Genomic DNA, 18,841 nt, shown 5'->3' on the forward strand with positions numbered 1-18,841 from the left:
TTGAAAAAGATTTTAGCTGTTCTGATTTTTGCTATAGGCATAATCGTTTTTGGTGAGTGTGAAGATGATCTGGATTCAGCAAGGGTACAACTTTTGACGAGACTGAATTACGGAGTACGTAGCGGGAATGAAACAATGTCGGCATATAACAATATGGTAAATAATTTCAATCTTGCAAGATATAAAACTAAAAGTCCGGGCTGTATATTTAACTATATTAGTCATAAAATGCTGATAAATAAAATAGATGACATGCAGAAAACGTTGGAAAATCAGATAAACAACAACTTTAACGGAACAAGGCAGATACCGTATAATCAGAATGCACCATATAACGGATATGATGTGGATTATGAAGTAAAACATCCAAATACGGAGGACTCTACAGGAAATACATATACTACAGAAAAAAGAAATACGAATACTGCATTTAACGGTACTGACCACGCGGGACTTGTAAAATATATGTACGGTATTGCAGGTATGAATACATCGGCATTTAATCAGCTGGAACTGGAAGACTTTGCAGGAATGACCAAATACCAGCTCAGACCCGGCGTACCACTCAGACCCGGAGATGTAATCGTTATGAACTATAATAATGATGAAACTATAGACACAATGGGATTAGTCTATAAAGATAGAAATGGTCAACTAAAAATGCTGGAAATGGGCGGAAATATGAATCAAGCCGGTTCAAGTGTGAAATCATCCATACCTATGACCGACGCAAAGAATACTGCGTATGTAGTGCCGTTTGAAACTATTATGAGTAAGGCGTATTCTGTAGATGATGAAACAGATATAGGGGAACTGTATGACATAAGAGATAATGTATACAGCAGAGGAAAAGTTTTAAGTCTTCCTGCGAGCAATCCAAATATTACTACTTACAGCAAACCGAGAAATCAGACGTATCTTGCGAATAACGGGTTTACAGCTGCAACAACTACAACAGAAGCTATAAAAAACGTTAACCCTAAAGCGGTACTTGACCAAGTATCAGGAGTAACAAAAGACTTTTCAGCTTCAGCAAACAAAGCATATACGGGTATATCAAGACTGCTTTTGTCCATTATGGTGTTTCTGATGATAATACATATATTATGGAAAATGCTGAAAGGTGGACTGCATGGTTCGGCAGAAGAGATAATAAAAATGATTTTAGCTGAAATTGTTATAAAATCACCATATTTTATTTTTGTAGCAATGTATCCTATATTAATGAAAAATGTGGTAATGCCATTATTCCTGTATAAACTGCCGACAACATTTTTTGGAGACTTTATAAAGGTAAGCAATATTTCTATGGAAAACGGTAAATACGTAACATATTCGGATTTGATAATGTACATTATGAAAAAAGGTGTACCGTTAATCATGGGAACATATGGAGCGGGAATAATAAAACAGAAAGACGCTATCGGAGGTCTTTGGGGATTTTTCAAGACAGTATGGAAAGTGATACAAGGGTGGATAGATAATCCTACTGAAGTTGCAGCCAATGCAATGCAGACATTGGGACTGCTTTTCACAATTTCAAGAGTAGTAACCCAGACAGTATTTTACAGACCGCTTACGGCAAGTACGGGACTACTGACTATAATAACTCTACTGAATGTGGCACTGAATATATTTATGAGTGCAATAACATTTATGATTTCAACATCTGTCGGACTTTTTTATATGATGTTCGGAATAAATGATATAGGAAAATCGAAAGCACTCAATACATTAATGATAATAGTTTCAGGATTTATACAGTATCTCATAAACTTCTGTGTAATAGTAGTTTTAGGAATGGTAATAGAACTGATAGGAAAAGCTTCTTTGGGAGTAATAATAACACCGTTCAATATTATAAATACCATAAAAGTATTTGTGTGTATAGGTATAATATATGAGATAACAAAACAGATAGGAGTCAAAATAGCAGGTAACTTATAATATAAATATTAAAATAGGAGGAAAGAATGAAAATAAAGGTTTTACAGAAAATAAACAGTAAAATAATTATGCTGTTTATAATATTTAGTACAATTTCTTTGTCAGACGCGAACTCTGACGCCTTTGCACAAGTGTTTAGGGAAGCGTCAAAACAGAGTGATAGTAAAAAGATAATAGAAAGGGTAGTAAACTCCTTGTATTATGGGCTTTTAACAATATATAGAGGAATATCACTTAAAATAAGTCAGATATGTGGATTTATCCTGATAGCATTTATGATAATCAGTATACTGAAGATAATATTGCAAAATATAGACAAAGTAGATGTATATACAATAATGAAAATGATACTGCCTACATTTGTAAAAAATATAGTAATAGCATTTATACTGGTAACACCGACAACATATAATTCGACATCAGGATTGACAGGTGGAGGAATGGTAACAGGAACACTACTGACAAGAATGGTAGAAGCAGTATTTACGATGTTCTACAGACTGGGACTGATATTTTTCAATGACCCTAAGTTTAATAATGCAACACCGGGGCAAATAGCGGATGTATTTTTCACAAGACCATTAAGATTATTGGAGAAAGCACTTGGATTTATGTCATTTTTTTCAATATTTATAAACATAGGGAAAATAATATTGATAATAGTATGTTTATGGATATGCGGGAAAATAATATCGATATACATATCGAATATATTTATGGCACTTATGTTGGTAACATTTTCAATATTCTTCCTAATATTTTTAACAATGGAAGGAACAGCAGAAATTGGACAGAAAGGGATAAGAATAATAGTAATACAGTCAGTAACAATGTTTATGACAGTAGCAATGATGGGAATATCATATCAGGTAATAAAGCTGATAGAAGTAGGAGACAGTATAACAGGAATAGCGTCGTTAGCAGTAATATTATTAATGTTACAACAGGTAATGGAAGGAATAAGCACAATGGCGATAGCGATAACATCAGGGGGGACACTTGGACAAAGTAAAGGAGACGCATTTATGGGGTTAGGTTCAGCATTTGGAATGGTAGCAGGAGGACTTGCAATGATGGGCGGAGCAAAACTAGATGAACTGAAAGAGGGAAATACAAAAGAAACAGGAAGTGAACTTTTCGGTAAAGAAAGTAATGAAAAAGAAGATAATAATAGCAGTAAATACAGTGATAGGGAGTTAAGAGACAGGGCAAATAAGAATGTAGAGTATGGAACGAGCGGAAGATACAGCGGAAACAGCAGTAATACATCAGATAATGGATTAGGAGTAAGATATAATAAAGGAAGAGGAGTACCGAAGAACTTCAAAAAGGCAGAAGACAGTTTTAGAGATTACAAAGATATGAAAAAGAAAAGTGGCTTAGGAATAAATTCGAAGATAGGGATAGGAGCAGCAATATTTTTCCAAGCAGCGACATCGGATTTGAGTAATTTAAAAAGTTATACGGATTTAATAAATGGAATAAAGGATGCTACAGGAAGCAATAAGACAAATAGTGATTATCCTTATAATGTGATGAGAGCTGAACAAATTGGGAAATTAGGGGGAGATTTATTTAAATCAGGACTTAAAAATATATTTAATGAGTTAACAACAGCACCTATTTTAAATGCAGAAACGGGTTCAATGAATGAAGCAACAAAAGGAAACGCTTATTATGGAGACGGAACTAATAAAAATAAAAATGATTACTATTCTGACATGCCAGCGAATGGAGGAAATAGTTATATAAATAATACTTCATTATTAGGAGCGAATGATATAGTAAATACATACATGAATAACCTCGAAAATCTTAACAGAAACAATCCTAATAGAATTGCAGAGCAACATAACAGTTTTGAAGACATAGGTAATGTAATCAAAGAATTTCGTAAAAAAACTCAATAATCTTTCAACTAAGAGAATTAATTGAGTTCAAAAAATTATAATAATGGAGATGATATTATATGAAAAGAATAGTAATGTTAGTTATATTAATGATGACAATTGTAGGTTGCTCTTATCTTGATGGAAGTGAAGCTGCAAGAAGAGGATGGAGATGTAGATATAACTATAAAGGAGAAGTACAACATTGTGGTTATATAAACTAATAGAAAAGTAATTCAACATTACAAAATATACAGAAAACATAATTATGAATTATTTAAAAATTTTCAATTTAAAACAGGAAGAGAACTTAGAAAAAGTCATCTATTTGAGCCGTAGGCGAGTTTTTGACTTTTTCTTAGTGAACGAGTGTTTTAAATCAGTAAATTTTTTCAAATGAATAATATGTTTTTTGTATATTTTGCTAAAAATTTTAAGAAATTATTTTGTATTAAAAGCTAATAGATTGATTTTAAATGATAAAAACTAAGAAAAGGTTTGTAAAAATAATAAGATATTAAAATTATCAATATTAGCTATTACGAATTATATTCATTTGTTGAGTTTAACGATATAGAAAAACGAGAAAAAACAAGAGAATATGTGTATAGATATAGTTATAGAGAAGAAATATAAGATTATAATTATATATGAAACAGCCGAAATAATAGAAAAATGCAAATTTGTTATTATATAAGTAAAAGCAATTTAGCATTTAAAATATACAGAAAATATATTTGTAGTTCTCCCCCATAACAAATATGATTTTTTGTATATTTTTACTAAAAATATTAAGTGATTGATTTATATTAAAATTAATTTAAGTGATAAAATAACAAAAAACAAAAGAAGTGAAAATGTAATGGTGGAAGCGATATTTACGATGTTTTATAGATTAGGACTGATATTCTTCAATGACCCTAAGTTTAATAATGCAACGCCGGGACAAATAGCGGATGTATTTTTCACAAGACCATTAAGATTATTGGAGAAAGCACTTGGATTTATGTCATTTTTTTCAATATTTATAAACATAGGGAAAATAATATTGATAATAGTATGTTTATGGATATGCGGGAAAATAATATCGATATACATATCGAATATATTTATGGCACTTATGTTGGTAACATTTTCAATATTCTTCCTAATATTTTTAACAATGGAAGGAACAGCAGAAATTGGACAGAAAGGGATAAGAATAATAGTAATACAGTCAGTAACAATGTTTATGACAGTAGCAATGATGGGAATATCATATCAGGTAATAAAGCTGATAGAAGTAGGAGACAGTATAACAGGAATAGCGTCGTTAGCAGTAATATTATTAATGTTACAACAGGTAATGGAAGGAATAAGCACAATGGCGATAGCGATAACATCAGGGGGGACACTTGGACAAAGTAAAGGAGACGCATTTATGGGGTTAGGTTCAGCATTTGGAATGGTAGCAGGAGGACTTGCAATGATGGGCGGAGCAAAACTAGATGAACTGAAAGAGGGAAATACAAAAGAAACAGGAAGTGAACTTTTCGGTAAAGAAAGTAATGAAAAAGAAGATAATAATAGCAGTAAATACAGTGATAGGGAGTTAAGAGACAGGGCAAATAAGAATGTAGAGTATGGAACGAGCGGAAGATACAGCGGAAACAGCAGTAATACATCAGATAATGGATTAGGAGTAAGATATAATAAAGGAAGAGGAGTACCGAAGAACTTCAAAAAGGCAGAAGACAGTTTTAGAGATTACAAAGATATGAAAAAGAAAAGTGGCTTAGGAATAAATTCGAAGATAGGGATAGGAGCAGCAATATTTTTCCAAGCAGCAACAATGGATTTGAGTAATTTAAAAAATATCATAGAATTAGCAGATAAAACTAAAAGTTCACTGGAAAGTAATAATCAGAATAATTATCCTTATAATGTAATGAGAGCTGAACAAATTGGGAAAGCAGGAGGAGATTTATTTAAGGACGGATTAAAAAGTTTAGTAAGTCAGTTAACAGCAGCCCCTATTTTAAATGCAGAGACAGGTTCAATGAATGAAGCAACAAAAGGAAATGCCTATTATGGAGATGGAAGTGCAGTTGATAAAAGTAGAAATAACTACAGAAAGCCTTTGTATAATCTAGAAGTAGGAAAAATACAAGGAAATAATTATATAAATAATACATCATTATTAGGAACAAATAATATGATAGAAACATATATAAATAATCTTGAAAATCTGAATAGAAATAACCCTAATAAGATTTTATCGCAACAATATAACAGACCAGAAGATATTAGTAATATAATCAAGAATTTTCATAAGAAAACTCAATAGTTTTCTAACTAAAGGGATTAATTGAGTGAAAAAATTATGATAATGGAGATGATGTGTATGAAAAAAATAATAATGTCAGTTGTATTGGTAGCAACGATTGTGAGTTGCTCTTATTTTGAGGGAGCTGAAAGATCAATGAGAGAAAGAGGATATGAATGTACTTATAATTCTAAAGGAGAAGTACAGGTTTGTGGTTATATAAACTAAAAAAAGATAATTATATAAAAAGTTTAATATCATAAAATATACAGAAAACATAATTATGAATTATTTAAAAATTTTCAATTTAAAACAGGAAGAGAACTTAGAAAAAGTCATCTGTTTGAGCCGTAGGCGAGTTTTTGACTTTTTCTTAGTGAACGAGCGTTTTAAATCAGTAAATTTTTTCAATGAATAATATGTTTTCGTATATTTTACTAAAAATATTAAATGATTGATTTATATTAAAGTTAATTTGAGTGATAAAATAATAAAAAGCAAAAGAAGTGAAATGTAATGGTGGAAGCAATATTTACAATATTTTACAGATTAAAAAAAGTATATATTTTCACCAAAGATTTTAGATAATGAAATAGTAAATGGAAGGAAATAGTTATATAAATAATATTCCATTATTAGGAGCAAATGATATAGTAAATACGTATATGAATAATCTTGAAAATCTGAACAGAAACAATCCTAATAGAATTGCAGAGCAACATAACAGTTTTGAAGACATAGGTAATGTAATTAAAGATTTTCGTAAAAAAATTCAATAATCTTTAAAATGAGGGATTAATTGAGTAAAAAATGATGATAATGGAGATGATATTATATGAAAAAAATAATTATGTTAATTATGTTAGTATTTACAATTTTAAGTTGTTCTTATCTTGATGGAAGTGAAGCTAAAAGAAGAGGAAGGGAATGTATGTATAATAGTAGAGGAGAAGTACAGGTTTGTGGTTATATAAATTAATAGAAAAATAATTCAACATTCCAAAATATATAGAAAACATAATTATGAATTATTTAAAAATTTTCAATTTAAAACAGGAAGAGAACTTAGAAAAAGTCATCTATTTGAGCCGTAGGCGAGTTTTTGACTTTTTCTTAGTGAACGAGTGTTTTAAATCAGTAAATTTTTTCAAATGAATAATATGTTTTTCCTATATTTTTATTAAAAATATTAAGTGATTGACAAAAATATTTTTATTTTGTATAATAAACTGAAAAATAAACTTATTGTTTAAATAGAATAAGATAAAAAGACTGGAAATTTCTAGTCTTTTTATAGTTTTTTGTTTTATAGAAAGGAAAATATAAAAATGGAGAAAAAAGAAGAAATGAATATTTCTGTTGAAGAGATACAAAATTTAAATAAAGAAACAAGGGCAAAAGTTCTTGAAAAGCATCCTGATGATATAGAATTAAACGAACTGAGCTATATTACTCCTTATGATGCAATTTTTTCAAAATTGCCATATAGATATAAACAAATAATAAAATTAAGAGATGACAGTGAGGTAATTTTTTCTCAGTTGGGAAAAGATATATTGGCACTTCTTGAGGATAAAAATGTCAATGAAATAAACCTTAATCAGGACGGATACATAAGAATTGATATGTTTGGAAAAGGAAAATTTAAGACAGATATATTTATGGAAGCAGACCGTGCTGAAAATATGATAAAACTGATTGCGGATTATAACCACGACAGCATTTCCAAAGAAAATCCCATAATTTCGACAAATCTTCCTACAGGAGAAAGAATAGAATGCCTTTTGGGCAACGTCGTAAAAGGATCACCGGTTTTTTCTTTGCGTAAAAGACCGTCCAAAATATTTCCACTCACTGAATACGTTGAATTAGGGAGATTAAAAGAGGAATATAGAAAAGCCCTTGTCGAGGAGATACATAAAGGAGCCAATATACTCATAGGCGGAGGGGTAGGAACGGGTAAGACTACTCTTGCCAATGCCTGTATAAATGAACTGAAAGGAACCCGTAAAAGAATTATTATTATAGAAGATACGCCTGAAATTATATGTGATTGTGATGATAAAGTCGAACTTACTACAACTAAATACGTAAAACTTGCGGACCTTTTAAAAACAGCAATGAGACTTAATGGGGATACGGTAATAGTAGGAGAGTCCCGTACAGGAGAGGAAGTCGATATTCTCCTTAAAATATGGAACTCAGGTTCGAAAGGCGGATTTAATACAATTCATGCTGATGATGCCCAGTCTGCGTTGAAAAAAATGGAACAGTATATGATGACGGTAACTTCTGTTCCACAGATTGAAGAGATTATACAGGCTGTGGACATAGTCGTTTCTGTAAAAAAAGATATGAACAGCAGTATTTATGTAAGTGAAATTGCAAAACTTAAAGGCTATGATTATGAAAATAGAAGATACATTCTCGAAGATTTAGTTACTAAAGAAAAATATGAAAGAAAAGGGAGCTAAAATAGGGAAAAAATAGGAAATTAGAGTATTGTATTAAAAAAAATTTTTTATTTTTTCGTATATATTTTTTAAAAATTACGCTATATTCTGTTTTAAAATAAAAAAATTTTAAATTTTTCAAAAAAAATAATTGCATAAATAAGCCCTCAAACTTAATAAAATCAATGGTTTGAAGGCCATTTTTCTGGATTTTTCAAAATTTGAAAAAATTTTCTATATGTTTTATAATAATCATAATGAACAATTAAAAGGAAAGGAGAAAAAAGTTTGTGGATATAAAAGAAATTAAGAAAATAAGAGAAAAATATGAATTTGGAAATCTGAATAATTCTAAAGGAATGGAAACATCGGTAGAAATGATGTATCACGTAACTGTAAAAATACAAAATCTGCTAAAAACATTATATACGATTATTCTATGTTTAGTAATAACTAACGTATTTACTTTAGTAGGGTTGGTTTACAGAAGCGTAAAAAATCCTTATGTGCCTTATGTTTTAAGAATTGATAAAGACAGTTCCGTAAATGGGCAAGTACTTACAGGTCAGCAGAAACTAAATATAAATGAAGATATAATCAAATATTTTTTAATTGATTTTATTAAGAAAATAAGAACGGTGTATAAAGACAGGGCTTATTATCAGGCTCAGACAAAAGAAAAAATGTCTTTTGTAAATAATACTACAAAGTCAAAAATTGAAGATTTTATAAACAATAAGACTAACACGGAAGAAGTTTTGAAAAATCAAAAATCAATTTCAGTAGATATTGAAAGTTGTGTAAAAATAGATACAAATAAATTTCAGATTAATTTTACTGAAAAAACTTCTTCTTCAAGCGGAATACCTGAAAGTGTGGCAAGATATACTGCAGTTGTATTTTTGGATTTTGTTCCCGTTACGTCGGAAGCTATGGTAAGAATGAATCCTTTAGGAATAATAATAAAAGACATAGAATTCAGTATTGTAAGTCCAACACAGACAATACCTCAGCAAGTACAGCCACAGGACAATCAGACAGAAACGGCTCCTCCGGTTAATCAGTAGGAGAAATTCATGAAAAGAGACATTAAAAGTGAACTGTTAGATTTGATTAACAGTGCAGGAGTCAGAAAAATGGATAAATATTCTTTCGGACTTCTATATAAGTTGAGTATTGAAAATGATCTCAACACTTTACTTATAGGTGTAAGACAGGAGACGGAAAGTATCAGAAAATCAGGCTTCATAAATAATGAAAAATTTAAGAAAGATGCTCCCGTTTACAAAATCCATTTTAATACAGATTATGAGCTTATAAAGTATCTTTTATGGACAATACACGGAATACAGCTTTCTGATATTTTCAGTGTTAACGATATAGAAAGTATTAATATTGATTTTTATGAAAATAAAGACATTAATAATGCTTTCATAGAAATTATTAAAGCAATTAGGAATGACAGTGAAATAGAAAAAGACATGGCTCTGTTTTCAAAGGAAAAAATAGAGGAAGCCGACGAGATAGAAACTGTTCTTGACGGGTGTGGTACTGACGAAGTAAGAGATATAATTATTGACAAAGCTCTTTATTCGGACGAGATATATGCCAATAATTGCGGATATGTTTGGGATAATATAACCGCTTTCAAAATCCTTGATTTTAAAATAGACCATATGGAAGAAAGGGAAAAGTCGGCATATTCATTAAATGTCAAATTCCAGATAGAGAGTCATCTCGAAGATGTGGGAAGGGCTAACTACTATGATGTAGAAATTCCAAGGTTCTTGATTTTTCCTTCAGTGATTGATGATGACAATGACAGGCAGATACTTGAAAATAACCTGTTATTGGTTTACAATATGACCGAAGATATTATATATAGTATGATTTTAAGGGAATTTCCCAATTTTAATGAGTACCCTGTTACGATTTCCAAAACATCTCCGGTTATGAATATCGAAGATTTCAAGGAAGAAGTTCTTTCGAAACTTGCAGAAAATCTTGCGGGACTGTTTTATACGGGAAGCAGAAATATTTATATGAAAGACGATGTGATGAAGCTTTGTAATGAATTTATGAAACGGAGTTTCTTTGATTTCAGTAAGCAACTTTTTTCGGAATTTGTACTTAGTACTACGGGAATAAGGATAAATGACCTGAATACTGTTAATTCCTTTTATGTAATGATAGAAAAAATAGCTTCAGAATTTGAAAAGGAGAAAGATGATGAAAGAGTTTAAAATTAACGGAAAAACAATTATACTTTCCGTAGCATATTTAATTATAAATTTTATTCTTTATATTTATTTATTTAATATGTCGTTTCTTAGAAAATATCCTGCCATTTATGAAGCTCTTAAAAGAAATACATCCATAAGTCTGCTTGGGAATTTTGCCCTTGCAGGGAAACAGATGAATTACAAAGGTCAGATTATCAATATTTTGGACAGTACCTATGTAAAACAGGCAAAAGCATCAGCCATTATTTTCCTTTTAATTATAAATCTGATTATTTTCGTTTTATATATTTTTTTAAAAAACAAAAAGAAAATAAATAATTCCCACGGTTCTGCCAAATGGGGAGGAATAGAGGAAATAGATTTTAAAGCCGGAAAAGATAAATATTTCGGAGTGAGTCTGAAATCGGATAAAGGAGTTGTTCTTGGAAGATTTAAAGGGATAACGCTCCGTGATAACAATAATACACATATATGTGTTACAGCTCCGACAAGAACAGGAAAAGGGGTATCTATCATAATACCTACACTTATAGATTCGTGGAATGAAAGTACGGTAGTTCTGGATATAAAAGGTGAAAATTACCAGTTGACATCGGGAGCGAGAAAAGAAAAATTTGATAACTTAATATTGAGATTTGCACCGAAATCAAAAAACTCATGCGGATACAATCCCCTTGCGGAAGTAAGGTTTCTGACGGAACATGAAATGCCTGATGTAAGACTTATAGTGGACATTATTATGCAGGATGACGCTCCGGGCGGAAGTAAGGACCCGTACTGGAATAATTCGGCTGCCGACCTCCTTATAGGTATAATCTTTTATGTAATGTATAAAAAATTTCTTATGGAACCTAAGTTTGTCGTTGAAAACGGAGTGGAAAAACCTGTATCGACAGCAAGTATGGCTGATGTGGTCGATTTTATAACAGACCCTACATATGATGTTCCTATTAAAGAAATCCTGCTGAAAAAAGCTCAGGAAGAAAATATGATAGAGGAATTTGGGAAAAACGAGAAAATAAAAAGATATGTTTCAGAAAAACTGATGAAACTGTATCCTACCGATGCGGAAATAGTAGATGCAGGAAGACATCCTAAAGCAGCGAGATACCTCGTAGAAAAAGGAAATCTCCCTGAACAGACTTTAGGGTCTATAATAGGGTCTGCAAAAGTTAAACTGTCAATATTTGAGATACCTGTAGTTAAAAATAATACAGACCACAGTGATTTCAGGATATTTGACCTTATGAACTATAAAACACCGGTTTCCCTTTATCTGGTAGTACCTCCGGCAGATATTACGTCATTATCGCCACTTATTAAGATATTGCTGTTACAAATGGTAAACATTCTTACACCTGAAATCGACTACATTAATAAAAAAGGACATAAATGGAAAATGCTTATGCTCCTTGACGAGTTTCCTGCCATAGGAAAACTTGAGGTGCTTGAAAAAGGTATAGGTTATGTAGCGGGTTATGGAATGAAGATGATGTTGATACTCCAGTCCTTGGATCAGTTATTCAAAATTTACGGAAAAGAAAACGGATTTTTATCAAACTGTCAGGCACAGGTGTTTTATACATCAAATGATGAGACAACGGCAAATTATGTCAGCAAACTGCTCGGAAAAGAGACGATTGAACAGTTTACCCAGTCAAATAAAACAGTAGGAACAATAATAAAATCTGAAAGTCAGCAGTTTTTGGGAAAAGATTTGCTTTCCCCTGACGAAGTGGGAAGATTTCCGAGCGATAAAATTATAATTAAACTATCCGGAAGAAATCCTATAAAAAGTGATAAAATCGTTTATTTCCTTGAAAAAGAATATGCTGATTTGACAAAAATTCCTTATATTTATACAGAAAGCTGTTATGATACAAGTAAACAGTATATAAAACTTACAAAAGAACAAAAAATGAAAAATAGGGATTATCCGTATAATTATCTTCCATATGGAGCGGCTCTTAAAAATATGAAGACGGACCTCAAAGCAGCATATAACTCAATAAAAGCAGTAACGCCCGAAATGTTAAAAGAACTTGATGAAAAAGAACGTGAAGCATATAAAAGAAACAAGGAAAATTATATAAAAAACAGTAAAGGGATAAAAAAATATTTTGAACTGTATGACAAACTTCAAAGAGAGGATCCGAGATTTAGAAAAGCTAAATCTGAAAACAAAGTAAGAAGATCAATAATAAAAGAAACTTCTGACAGTAAAAATATTATAAGATTGAATAATGAAGAAAGTTATAACGGAACGGAAAATCTTATATTTAAAAATACGGAAAATAATTCTGATGTTGTAAGTAATATAAATTTTGGAATAAACAGTGAAAATAAAGCTCAGGAAATAAAATCTGACACACCCCTGTCAGGATTGTCGTCGGAAGAAGTAAAAAGGGAAGAAATGGCAGAAGAAATTACAGGTGATTTTGTTCAGCCTGATGAATTCAGTCAGGAAGAAGATGAAGTGTAAAAAGGAGGAAAGATTATGAAATTTAAAAGACTCGGAATAGTCATAACTATGGGGTTAATGGCAGCAGGATTAGGATACGGAAATGACAGAGGAGCTCCCGTTGTCGAAGTAATCCAGCCTGAAAGGATAAAAACACAGCCTTATGAAGAAGATGATTTTTTAAGGATAAGAAGGGAAAGATATTCCAATGGAAACGGTCCGAATGTAAGGGAGTTTCTGTATTTCTCCCGTTGGCATGAATATCTTGATGAACTGGCGGAAGAAAAACTTCGTGAAAAAGAATATGAAGAATCGTTACGTCAATATGAAAAAGAAAAAGAAAAAGTAGACAGAAAAAATAGTAAAATAAGACAGCAGAACCAGTCTTCAGGAGGGACTAACGTTCCTCAGGGAAATTCGGTAGATATAAGTAAAATACAGAATACGGAAGAATCAACAACAAAAGGTAATTAGACTAACGGTTTTATAAAAGTTGATTTTTGAAAGGAAAGAAGTGAAGATGAAGAAAGAAAAAAAAGGAAATGAAACAGCTTCCGGAAAATTCGTAAAAAGTATGGTCGATAAATTCCGTATTACAACTACGAATGACAGCGTAAACTTTTATATCCCTTATAGAAGAATGATTGATAAAAATACGCTTCTCCTTAAAAATGGGGGATTTGCAAGGATTTTTGAAATTGTAAATCAGGATTTGGATTATGCTGATGATATAGATAAAATTCTTGAATATTTAAATGATACTTTAAAAGAAGTGGGAAGCGGAGTAGTCCTTCATTATGAGACACAGAAAGTCCCTATTACAAGAGAAGAAGAAAAAATAGGTGAATTTTCCCCTATTCCGACAGTTATAGGACATAAAATGCGTAGCAGTCTGTTTACTAAAAGGCGTTTTTATGAAATTCGTCATTACTTGACAATTTCTTATTTATATGACTATAATAAAGAGAAGAGTCTTGATGAAGCTTTGTTTAATGACGGAACCCTTGGAAAACAGGATTATATGAAACAATTCAATGATTTGATAAAGGAATTTAACAGAAAAGTTGAAGACATTTTATTTAGACTTGACTATGCTGTACTTAGAATACAGATTCTTGAAAATGGAGAACTTCTAAATTTTTTGTACAGAACAATAAATCCCCTTACTTCAAGAGTAAATTTGAGAGTACCGCCTTTGGGATTTTCCATTGACGAATGGCTAAGCTGTTCACAAATGGAAATAAAAAACGGAATGCTCAAAGTAGGAGATTATTATACAAAAGTTGTAAGTATAAAGCTGTTTCCTGATGCTGTCGTACCGCAAATATTTTCTGAGTTGGAAAAACTGAAATTTCCATTTAGAAGTGTAACTAGACTGATAGGTCTTTCAAAAGAAGAAGCTGTTACTTCGATAAAAAATATTGAAAAATATCAGTTCGGTAAAAGATATAATATGGTACAGATTATTTTGAATGCTTTTAATGCCGCAAGAAGTAATAATCCTGATTCGGGAAATGTAAACAGAATAAGAAAATCCTATGAAGCGAAATACGCGAGGGAGGAACTGGAAGCAAACAGAGTTTCTTATGGATATTATACTTTTTCTGTAATTATTTCAGATAAAAATCCTCAAAAACTTGAAGAAAAGACGGATTTGGTCGTAAGGATAATAAATAGACACGGATTTACATGTCTTGATGATAAACTTAATGTAAAAGATGCATATTTTGGTGCTATGCCCGCAAATATAAAGCAGAACATCAGAAAAAGTCCGATGAACTCAGAGTCTTTAGGTTATATGCTACCTATATCTTCGGTATTTGAAGGATTGAAATGGGATGAAAGAATAAACGCTCCCAATCTGTTTGATACTATAAGTAATGACAGAATATTCCACTTTAACAACAAGGTGGATAAGGACGTAGGGCATACTCTTATTATCGGGCCTACAGGAAAAGGAAAGTCGGTAATGCTTGGAACTATAGTCCTTAATTTTATGAAATATGAAAGCGTATATCTTGATGACAGGAAAAATTTCCAAAAAAGTGGTTCACAAGTATTCATATTTGATAAAGGAGCGTCATCAAAAGTACTTACGATGGCTTCAGGCGGAAAGTTCTACGATCTGGACAGCGAAAACCATATGGCATTTCAGCCATTACGTAATATTGATAAAACGAGAGATCTGGAATTTGCCATGGACTGGGTAATGGGGTTGATAGAACAGGAAGATGAACATCTCGCAAGAGATGTCGAAAACAGAAAAGAAGTTTATGACGGTCTGCTGTCCCTTTCAAAAATGGAAGAGCCTAAAAAGAGAACAATAACAAACCTTGTAAAACTTATTCAGGCACCAAAATTGAAAGAGGCACTTAGAGTTTATTCTCAGGAAGGTATTTACGGTTCATATTTTGATAATAATGATGATGTCATGGAAGACGCAAACTTTATGACATTTGAAATGGGAAAAATTATGGAAAAACCGAAAGTTCTTCTTCCTGTACTGGAATATCTCTTCCATAGAATTGAAACTGAAAAACTTGGAAAAGATATACCGACACTTGTGGTACTTGATGAATGTTGGGTGTTTTTAAGACATGAAAGAATGAAAGCAAAAATAGAAGAATGGCTGAAAGTATTAAGAAAAGCAAATGCTTCTGTAGTCTTTGCCACACAGTCGTTGAGTGATATTGAAAAATCAAGTATAGCTACTACAATAAAAGATGCATGTATGACAAAGATATTTTTGCCTAATGAAAATGCACTCAGTACCCACAGTAAAATTTACGAAGGATACAATCTTTCGCAGGTCGCAATCGCGACAATAGACAGAGCTTATGGACAGAGACAGTATCTCTATAATTCAAAATATGGTACGAGACTCTTTGAGCTTAATCTGTCCAAACTTGAACTGGCATATGTAGGAGCAGGAGACGATATATCAAAAGCAATGATAGAAAAATTGTCAAATACTTATATGGAACAGTATCCTGAACCTGAAAGAAAAAATGAATATCTGAGAAGCCTTAACAAAGCCTATTTGAAATATAAATATGACGAAGGGAAAATTGATAGGTCAGATTTGGAATTTGCAGATAGTATAATAGAAAAAATTTCATAAATAATAAAATTTAAAAATAATAAAATTAAAAAGGAGAAAGTATGAAAAGAAAAATGACATTATTAATGACAGCACTTATGTTGCTGTTTACAAATTTAGTTTTTGCAGCAAATCAGCAACTTTTAGGAGTACAGGTAACACAGACTTCTAATATGACAACGAACTCGGTACTTACAAGAGTATTGGGAGGGATAATGGGATTCCTGCCTTGGATTCAATGGATTGTTACAGCGGGAGGACTGTTGATGTTCGCAATCTCAGTTTTCAATTTGTATAGAGGACAACAGCTAGATTTGGCAGAATTATTCAAAAACCTTGTAATCTACGGAATAATAATAGGTGGAGCATGGTTTGGACCTAAACTTGTTGCGGATATGTCAGGAGCGAGTGATGCAGGACAGGCACAGTCTGTCAATATTGTTCAGGAATATGTAATGGAACAGTAATGTTAAAATCGGCAAGTGTTTTGCCGATTTTTTATAATATACAATAATAGTATAAAATTGGGGCTAAAAAGCTTTACGAAAGAAATTTTAAAAAAAATTGACAATTTGTCAATTTTTTTTATAGCCAAAATCAGGTTCTAACTATTATAAATAAAGGGATTGGATAGAATATTAGTGAAATTTGACAAATTATGGTTCCCTATTATAGAATATTTGTGTAAAATAAATTAGCTAATTAAAATATAAAAATGATATTATTTTTAAAATAACAGAAGTTTGAAGCGAATTAATTATTTAATTTACAAATAAAAAAAATAAAAAGATTAAAATCATTTTTGAAAATAAATTTCTCGAAATAATTGAAAAAAATAATATAAAATATGTAAAAAATTAATGAGAAAAATAGGTCTTAAATTTTATATAACTCAATAAAATAAGAGATATAAGAGTGTACATAATAATAATTTTTAAATAAATTATATATAAAAATAATAATATGAAAATATAAAACAAAATAAAAAAACACAAAAAATATTAAAAAATAATTTGACTTTTTATATATTTATATAGTATAATATCAAAGTAAAAATACATAAAAATAAAACACGATAGAAAGATAAAAAAAAGAAAACGAAAAATATAAAAAAACTTAAAATATTGAAAATCAAAATAATAACAATACATATTTGATTTTAATTAAAATAAAAAATATATTTTAGGAGGAAATGTAATGAAAAAATTATTATTATTAGGAGCATTAATCAGTTCAGTTGCTATGGCTGAAGGAAATGTTGGTGAAGTTAGAGCCGGAGTAGATTTTGGAAGTACTAGTATTACTTCCGGACCTGGTGCAGGAGAAAAATCTAGCAAAATGAAGTCAGGATTTGAATTGGCAGGTGAATATAGAACAGATTTAGGTTCAGGTTTCCAATTAGGAGGAGGTCTTGCTTACAGATATAGTAAACTCCCTAAATTACCTGGAGGAACAACTAAAGGATTCCACTCAGTGCCTCTTTACGCTACAGCAAGATATAACTTCTCTACAGGTTCAGATGTAGTGCCTTATGTAAAAGCAAATTTAGGATATGCTTTTAACTCAGGTTCTATGAAAAGAGAATGGAGAATACCTGGATTATCACACGGGAAAGATGAAGTTAAATTTGGATCAGGAATGTACTATGGAGTAGGAGCAGGTATTCAATTTAAAAACTTTGTTGTTGATTTAACTTGGAGTAGTACATCAACTAAAACAAAATTTGATTTTGAAACAAATATTAGTAATCCTTTAACTGGTTCTTTAGTATCTGAAAAAGAAACTATGAATCGTACTTTACGTTATAATGTAGTTACATTAGGCTTTGGATATACATTCGGTTTCTAAGATATAAAAGACAATATAAAATGAGATGAATGACTATCAATTTTATTGTTAAATATATTATTTCTAAGATGTCAGTAAAAAACTGAATAAATAATTTACTATTGAAAAATGAATTTAAAATCGGTTTTTGCGGTATGAATTTACTGTAAATGCCGATTTTTATTTATTCGGATAAAATTTATTATATATTTTTTAAACGAATTCTGAAATAATATTGTTGACAAAAATTCAATCATATTTTATAATTATTTAAAATAAAAATATAATAAAATGGGAGTGGTAAAAATGAAAAAAATACTAATTATGTTCCTAATCTTAGTTATAAGCATAATAGGATTTGCAGGTTATGAAAGTGATATGGCTGCAAGAATGAAGCCTATTGAGGAAAAAACACAGCAACAGCTTGATACAGGGGTTAATATGTTAGGGGCAACGAAAAATTTAGAGCAGGCATGGGATACGGAACTAAATAAAATATACAAACTTCTAATGTCAAAACTTTCAGGTCAGCAGCAAACAAAACTTCGTAATGAACAGCTTGCATGGATAAAAGAGAGAGATAAAAAAGCAAAACAGGAAGCAGAGGCTGAAGATC

General features: G+C 30.9%; 16 protein-coding genes. All 16 read left to right on the forward strand.

Going from position 1 to position 18,841, the window contains the following annotated elements; all coding sequences use genetic code 11:
- Positions 1-1,947, forward strand: a complete 1,947-nt coding sequence (locus ACO5J6_RS05265) for a hypothetical protein (RefSeq protein ID WP_485642537.1) — start codon at positions 1-3, stop codon at positions 1,945-1,947.
- Between the two features lie 26 nt (positions 1,948-1,973).
- Positions 1,974-3,857, forward strand: coding sequence for a TrbL/VirB6 family protein (locus ACO5J6_RS05270; protein WP_485642538.1), 1,884 nt, complete (start codon positions 1,974-1,976; stop codon positions 3,855-3,857).
- Positions 3,858-3,916: 59 nt separating this feature from the next.
- A complete protein-coding gene (locus ACO5J6_RS05275; RefSeq protein WP_485642539.1) occupies positions 3,917-4,060 on the forward strand; it encodes a hypothetical protein in 144 nt (47 codons plus the stop codon).
- Between the two features lie 638 nt (positions 4,061-4,698).
- Positions 4,699-6,162, forward strand: coding sequence for a TrbL/VirB6 family protein (locus ACO5J6_RS05280; RefSeq protein WP_485642540.1), 1,464 nt, complete (start codon positions 4,699-4,701; stop codon positions 6,160-6,162).
- A 57-nt stretch (positions 6,163-6,219) separates the two neighbouring features.
- On the forward strand, positions 6,220-6,369 hold the full coding sequence (locus tag ACO5J6_RS05285; RefSeq protein WP_485642541.1) for a hypothetical protein: 150 nt from the start codon (positions 6,220-6,222) through the stop codon (positions 6,367-6,369).
- A gap of 371 nt (positions 6,370-6,740) precedes the next feature.
- Positions 6,741-6,920: a hypothetical protein gene (locus ACO5J6_RS05290; protein ID WP_485642542.1), complete on the forward strand. Its 180-nt coding sequence runs from the start codon at positions 6,741-6,743 to the stop codon at positions 6,918-6,920.
- Positions 6,921-6,976: 56 nt separating this feature from the next.
- Positions 6,977-7,120: a hypothetical protein gene (locus ACO5J6_RS05295; protein WP_485642543.1), complete on the forward strand. Its 144-nt coding sequence runs from the start codon at positions 6,977-6,979 to the stop codon at positions 7,118-7,120.
- A gap of 349 nt (positions 7,121-7,469) precedes the next feature.
- Positions 7,470-8,615: an ATPase, T2SS/T4P/T4SS family gene (locus ACO5J6_RS05300; RefSeq protein WP_485642544.1), complete on the forward strand. Its 1,146-nt coding sequence runs from the start codon at positions 7,470-7,472 to the stop codon at positions 8,613-8,615.
- 269 nt (positions 8,616-8,884) lie between these two features.
- Positions 8,885-9,661, forward strand: coding sequence for a VirB8/TrbF family protein (locus tag ACO5J6_RS05305; RefSeq protein WP_485642545.1), 777 nt, complete (start codon positions 8,885-8,887; stop codon positions 9,659-9,661).
- Positions 9,662-9,670: 9 nt separating this feature from the next.
- Positions 9,671-10,837 carry a hypothetical protein gene (locus ACO5J6_RS05310; RefSeq protein WP_485642546.1) on the forward strand — a complete coding sequence of 389 codons (1,167 nt, stop codon included), beginning with the start codon at positions 9,671-9,673 and terminating at the stop codon, positions 10,835-10,837.
- On the forward strand, positions 10,824-13,319 hold the full coding sequence (locus ACO5J6_RS05315) for a type IV secretory system conjugative DNA transfer family protein (protein WP_485642547.1): 2,496 nt from the start codon (positions 10,824-10,826) through the stop codon (positions 13,317-13,319). Before ACO5J6_RS05310 ends, ACO5J6_RS05315 begins: the two co-directional genes overlap by 14 nt.
- A gap of 15 nt (positions 13,320-13,334) precedes the next feature.
- The gene (locus ACO5J6_RS05320) at positions 13,335-13,772 is read left to right on the forward strand and encodes a hypothetical protein (protein WP_485642548.1); all 438 of its coding nucleotides are present in this window, start codon (positions 13,335-13,337) and stop codon (positions 13,770-13,772) included.
- 46 nt (positions 13,773-13,818) lie between these two features.
- Complete coding sequence (locus ACO5J6_RS05325) at positions 13,819-16,419, forward strand: VirB4 family type IV secretion/conjugal transfer ATPase (RefSeq protein ID WP_485642549.1); 2,601 nt, start codon at positions 13,819-13,821, stop codon at positions 16,417-16,419.
- A 41-nt stretch (positions 16,420-16,460) separates the two neighbouring features.
- A complete protein-coding gene (locus ACO5J6_RS05330; protein WP_485642550.1) occupies positions 16,461-16,865 on the forward strand; it encodes a hypothetical protein in 405 nt (134 codons plus the stop codon).
- 730 nt (positions 16,866-17,595) lie between these two features.
- Positions 17,596-18,246, forward strand: coding sequence for an outer membrane beta-barrel protein (locus tag ACO5J6_RS05335; RefSeq protein WP_485642551.1), 651 nt, complete (start codon positions 17,596-17,598; stop codon positions 18,244-18,246).
- A 285-nt stretch (positions 18,247-18,531) separates the two neighbouring features.
- On the forward strand, positions 18,532-18,841 hold a 310-nt coding region (locus tag ACO5J6_RS05340), incomplete at its 3' end, for a lysozyme inhibitor LprI family protein (protein ID WP_485642552.1).

The sequence above is a fragment of the Pseudoleptotrichia sp. genome (assembly GCF_057270515.1).

Bases quoted from the DNA above. Each gene is read 5' to 3' on its own strand.
- ACO5J6_RS05335 (WP_485642551.1), top strand. From the start codon at position 17,596: ATGAAAAAATTATTATTATTAGGAGCATTAATCAGTTCAGTTGCTATG.
- ACO5J6_RS05315 (WP_485642547.1), top strand. From the start codon at position 10,824: ATGAAAGAGTTTAAAATTAACGGAAAAACAATTATACTTTCCGTAGCA.
- ACO5J6_RS05280 (WP_485642540.1), top strand. From the start codon at position 4,699: ATGGTGGAAGCGATATTTACGATGTTTTATAGATTAGGACTGATATTC.
- ACO5J6_RS05295 (WP_485642543.1), top strand. From the start codon at position 6,977: ATGAAAAAAATAATTATGTTAATTATGTTAGTATTTACAATTTTAAGT.
- ACO5J6_RS05270 (WP_485642538.1), top strand. From the start codon at position 1,974: ATGAAAATAAAGGTTTTACAGAAAATAAACAGTAAAATAATTATGCTG.
- ACO5J6_RS05285 (WP_485642541.1), top strand. From the start codon at position 6,220: ATGAAAAAAATAATAATGTCAGTTGTATTGGTAGCAACGATTGTGAGT.
- ACO5J6_RS05290 (WP_485642542.1), top strand. From the start codon at position 6,741: ATGGAAGGAAATAGTTATATAAATAATATTCCATTATTAGGAGCAAAT.
- ACO5J6_RS05320 (WP_485642548.1), top strand. From the start codon at position 13,335: ATGAAATTTAAAAGACTCGGAATAGTCATAACTATGGGGTTAATGGCA.
- ACO5J6_RS05330 (WP_485642550.1), top strand. From the start codon at position 16,461: ATGAAAAGAAAAATGACATTATTAATGACAGCACTTATGTTGCTGTTT.
- ACO5J6_RS05325 (WP_485642549.1), top strand. From the start codon at position 13,819: ATGAAGAAAGAAAAAAAAGGAAATGAAACAGCTTCCGGAAAATTCGTA.
- ACO5J6_RS05310 (WP_485642546.1), top strand. From the start codon at position 9,671: ATGAAAAGAGACATTAAAAGTGAACTGTTAGATTTGATTAACAGTGCA.
- ACO5J6_RS05275 (WP_485642539.1), top strand. From the start codon at position 3,917: ATGAAAAGAATAGTAATGTTAGTTATATTAATGATGACAATTGTAGGT.
- ACO5J6_RS05300 (WP_485642544.1), top strand. From the start codon at position 7,470: ATGGAGAAAAAAGAAGAAATGAATATTTCTGTTGAAGAGATACAAAAT.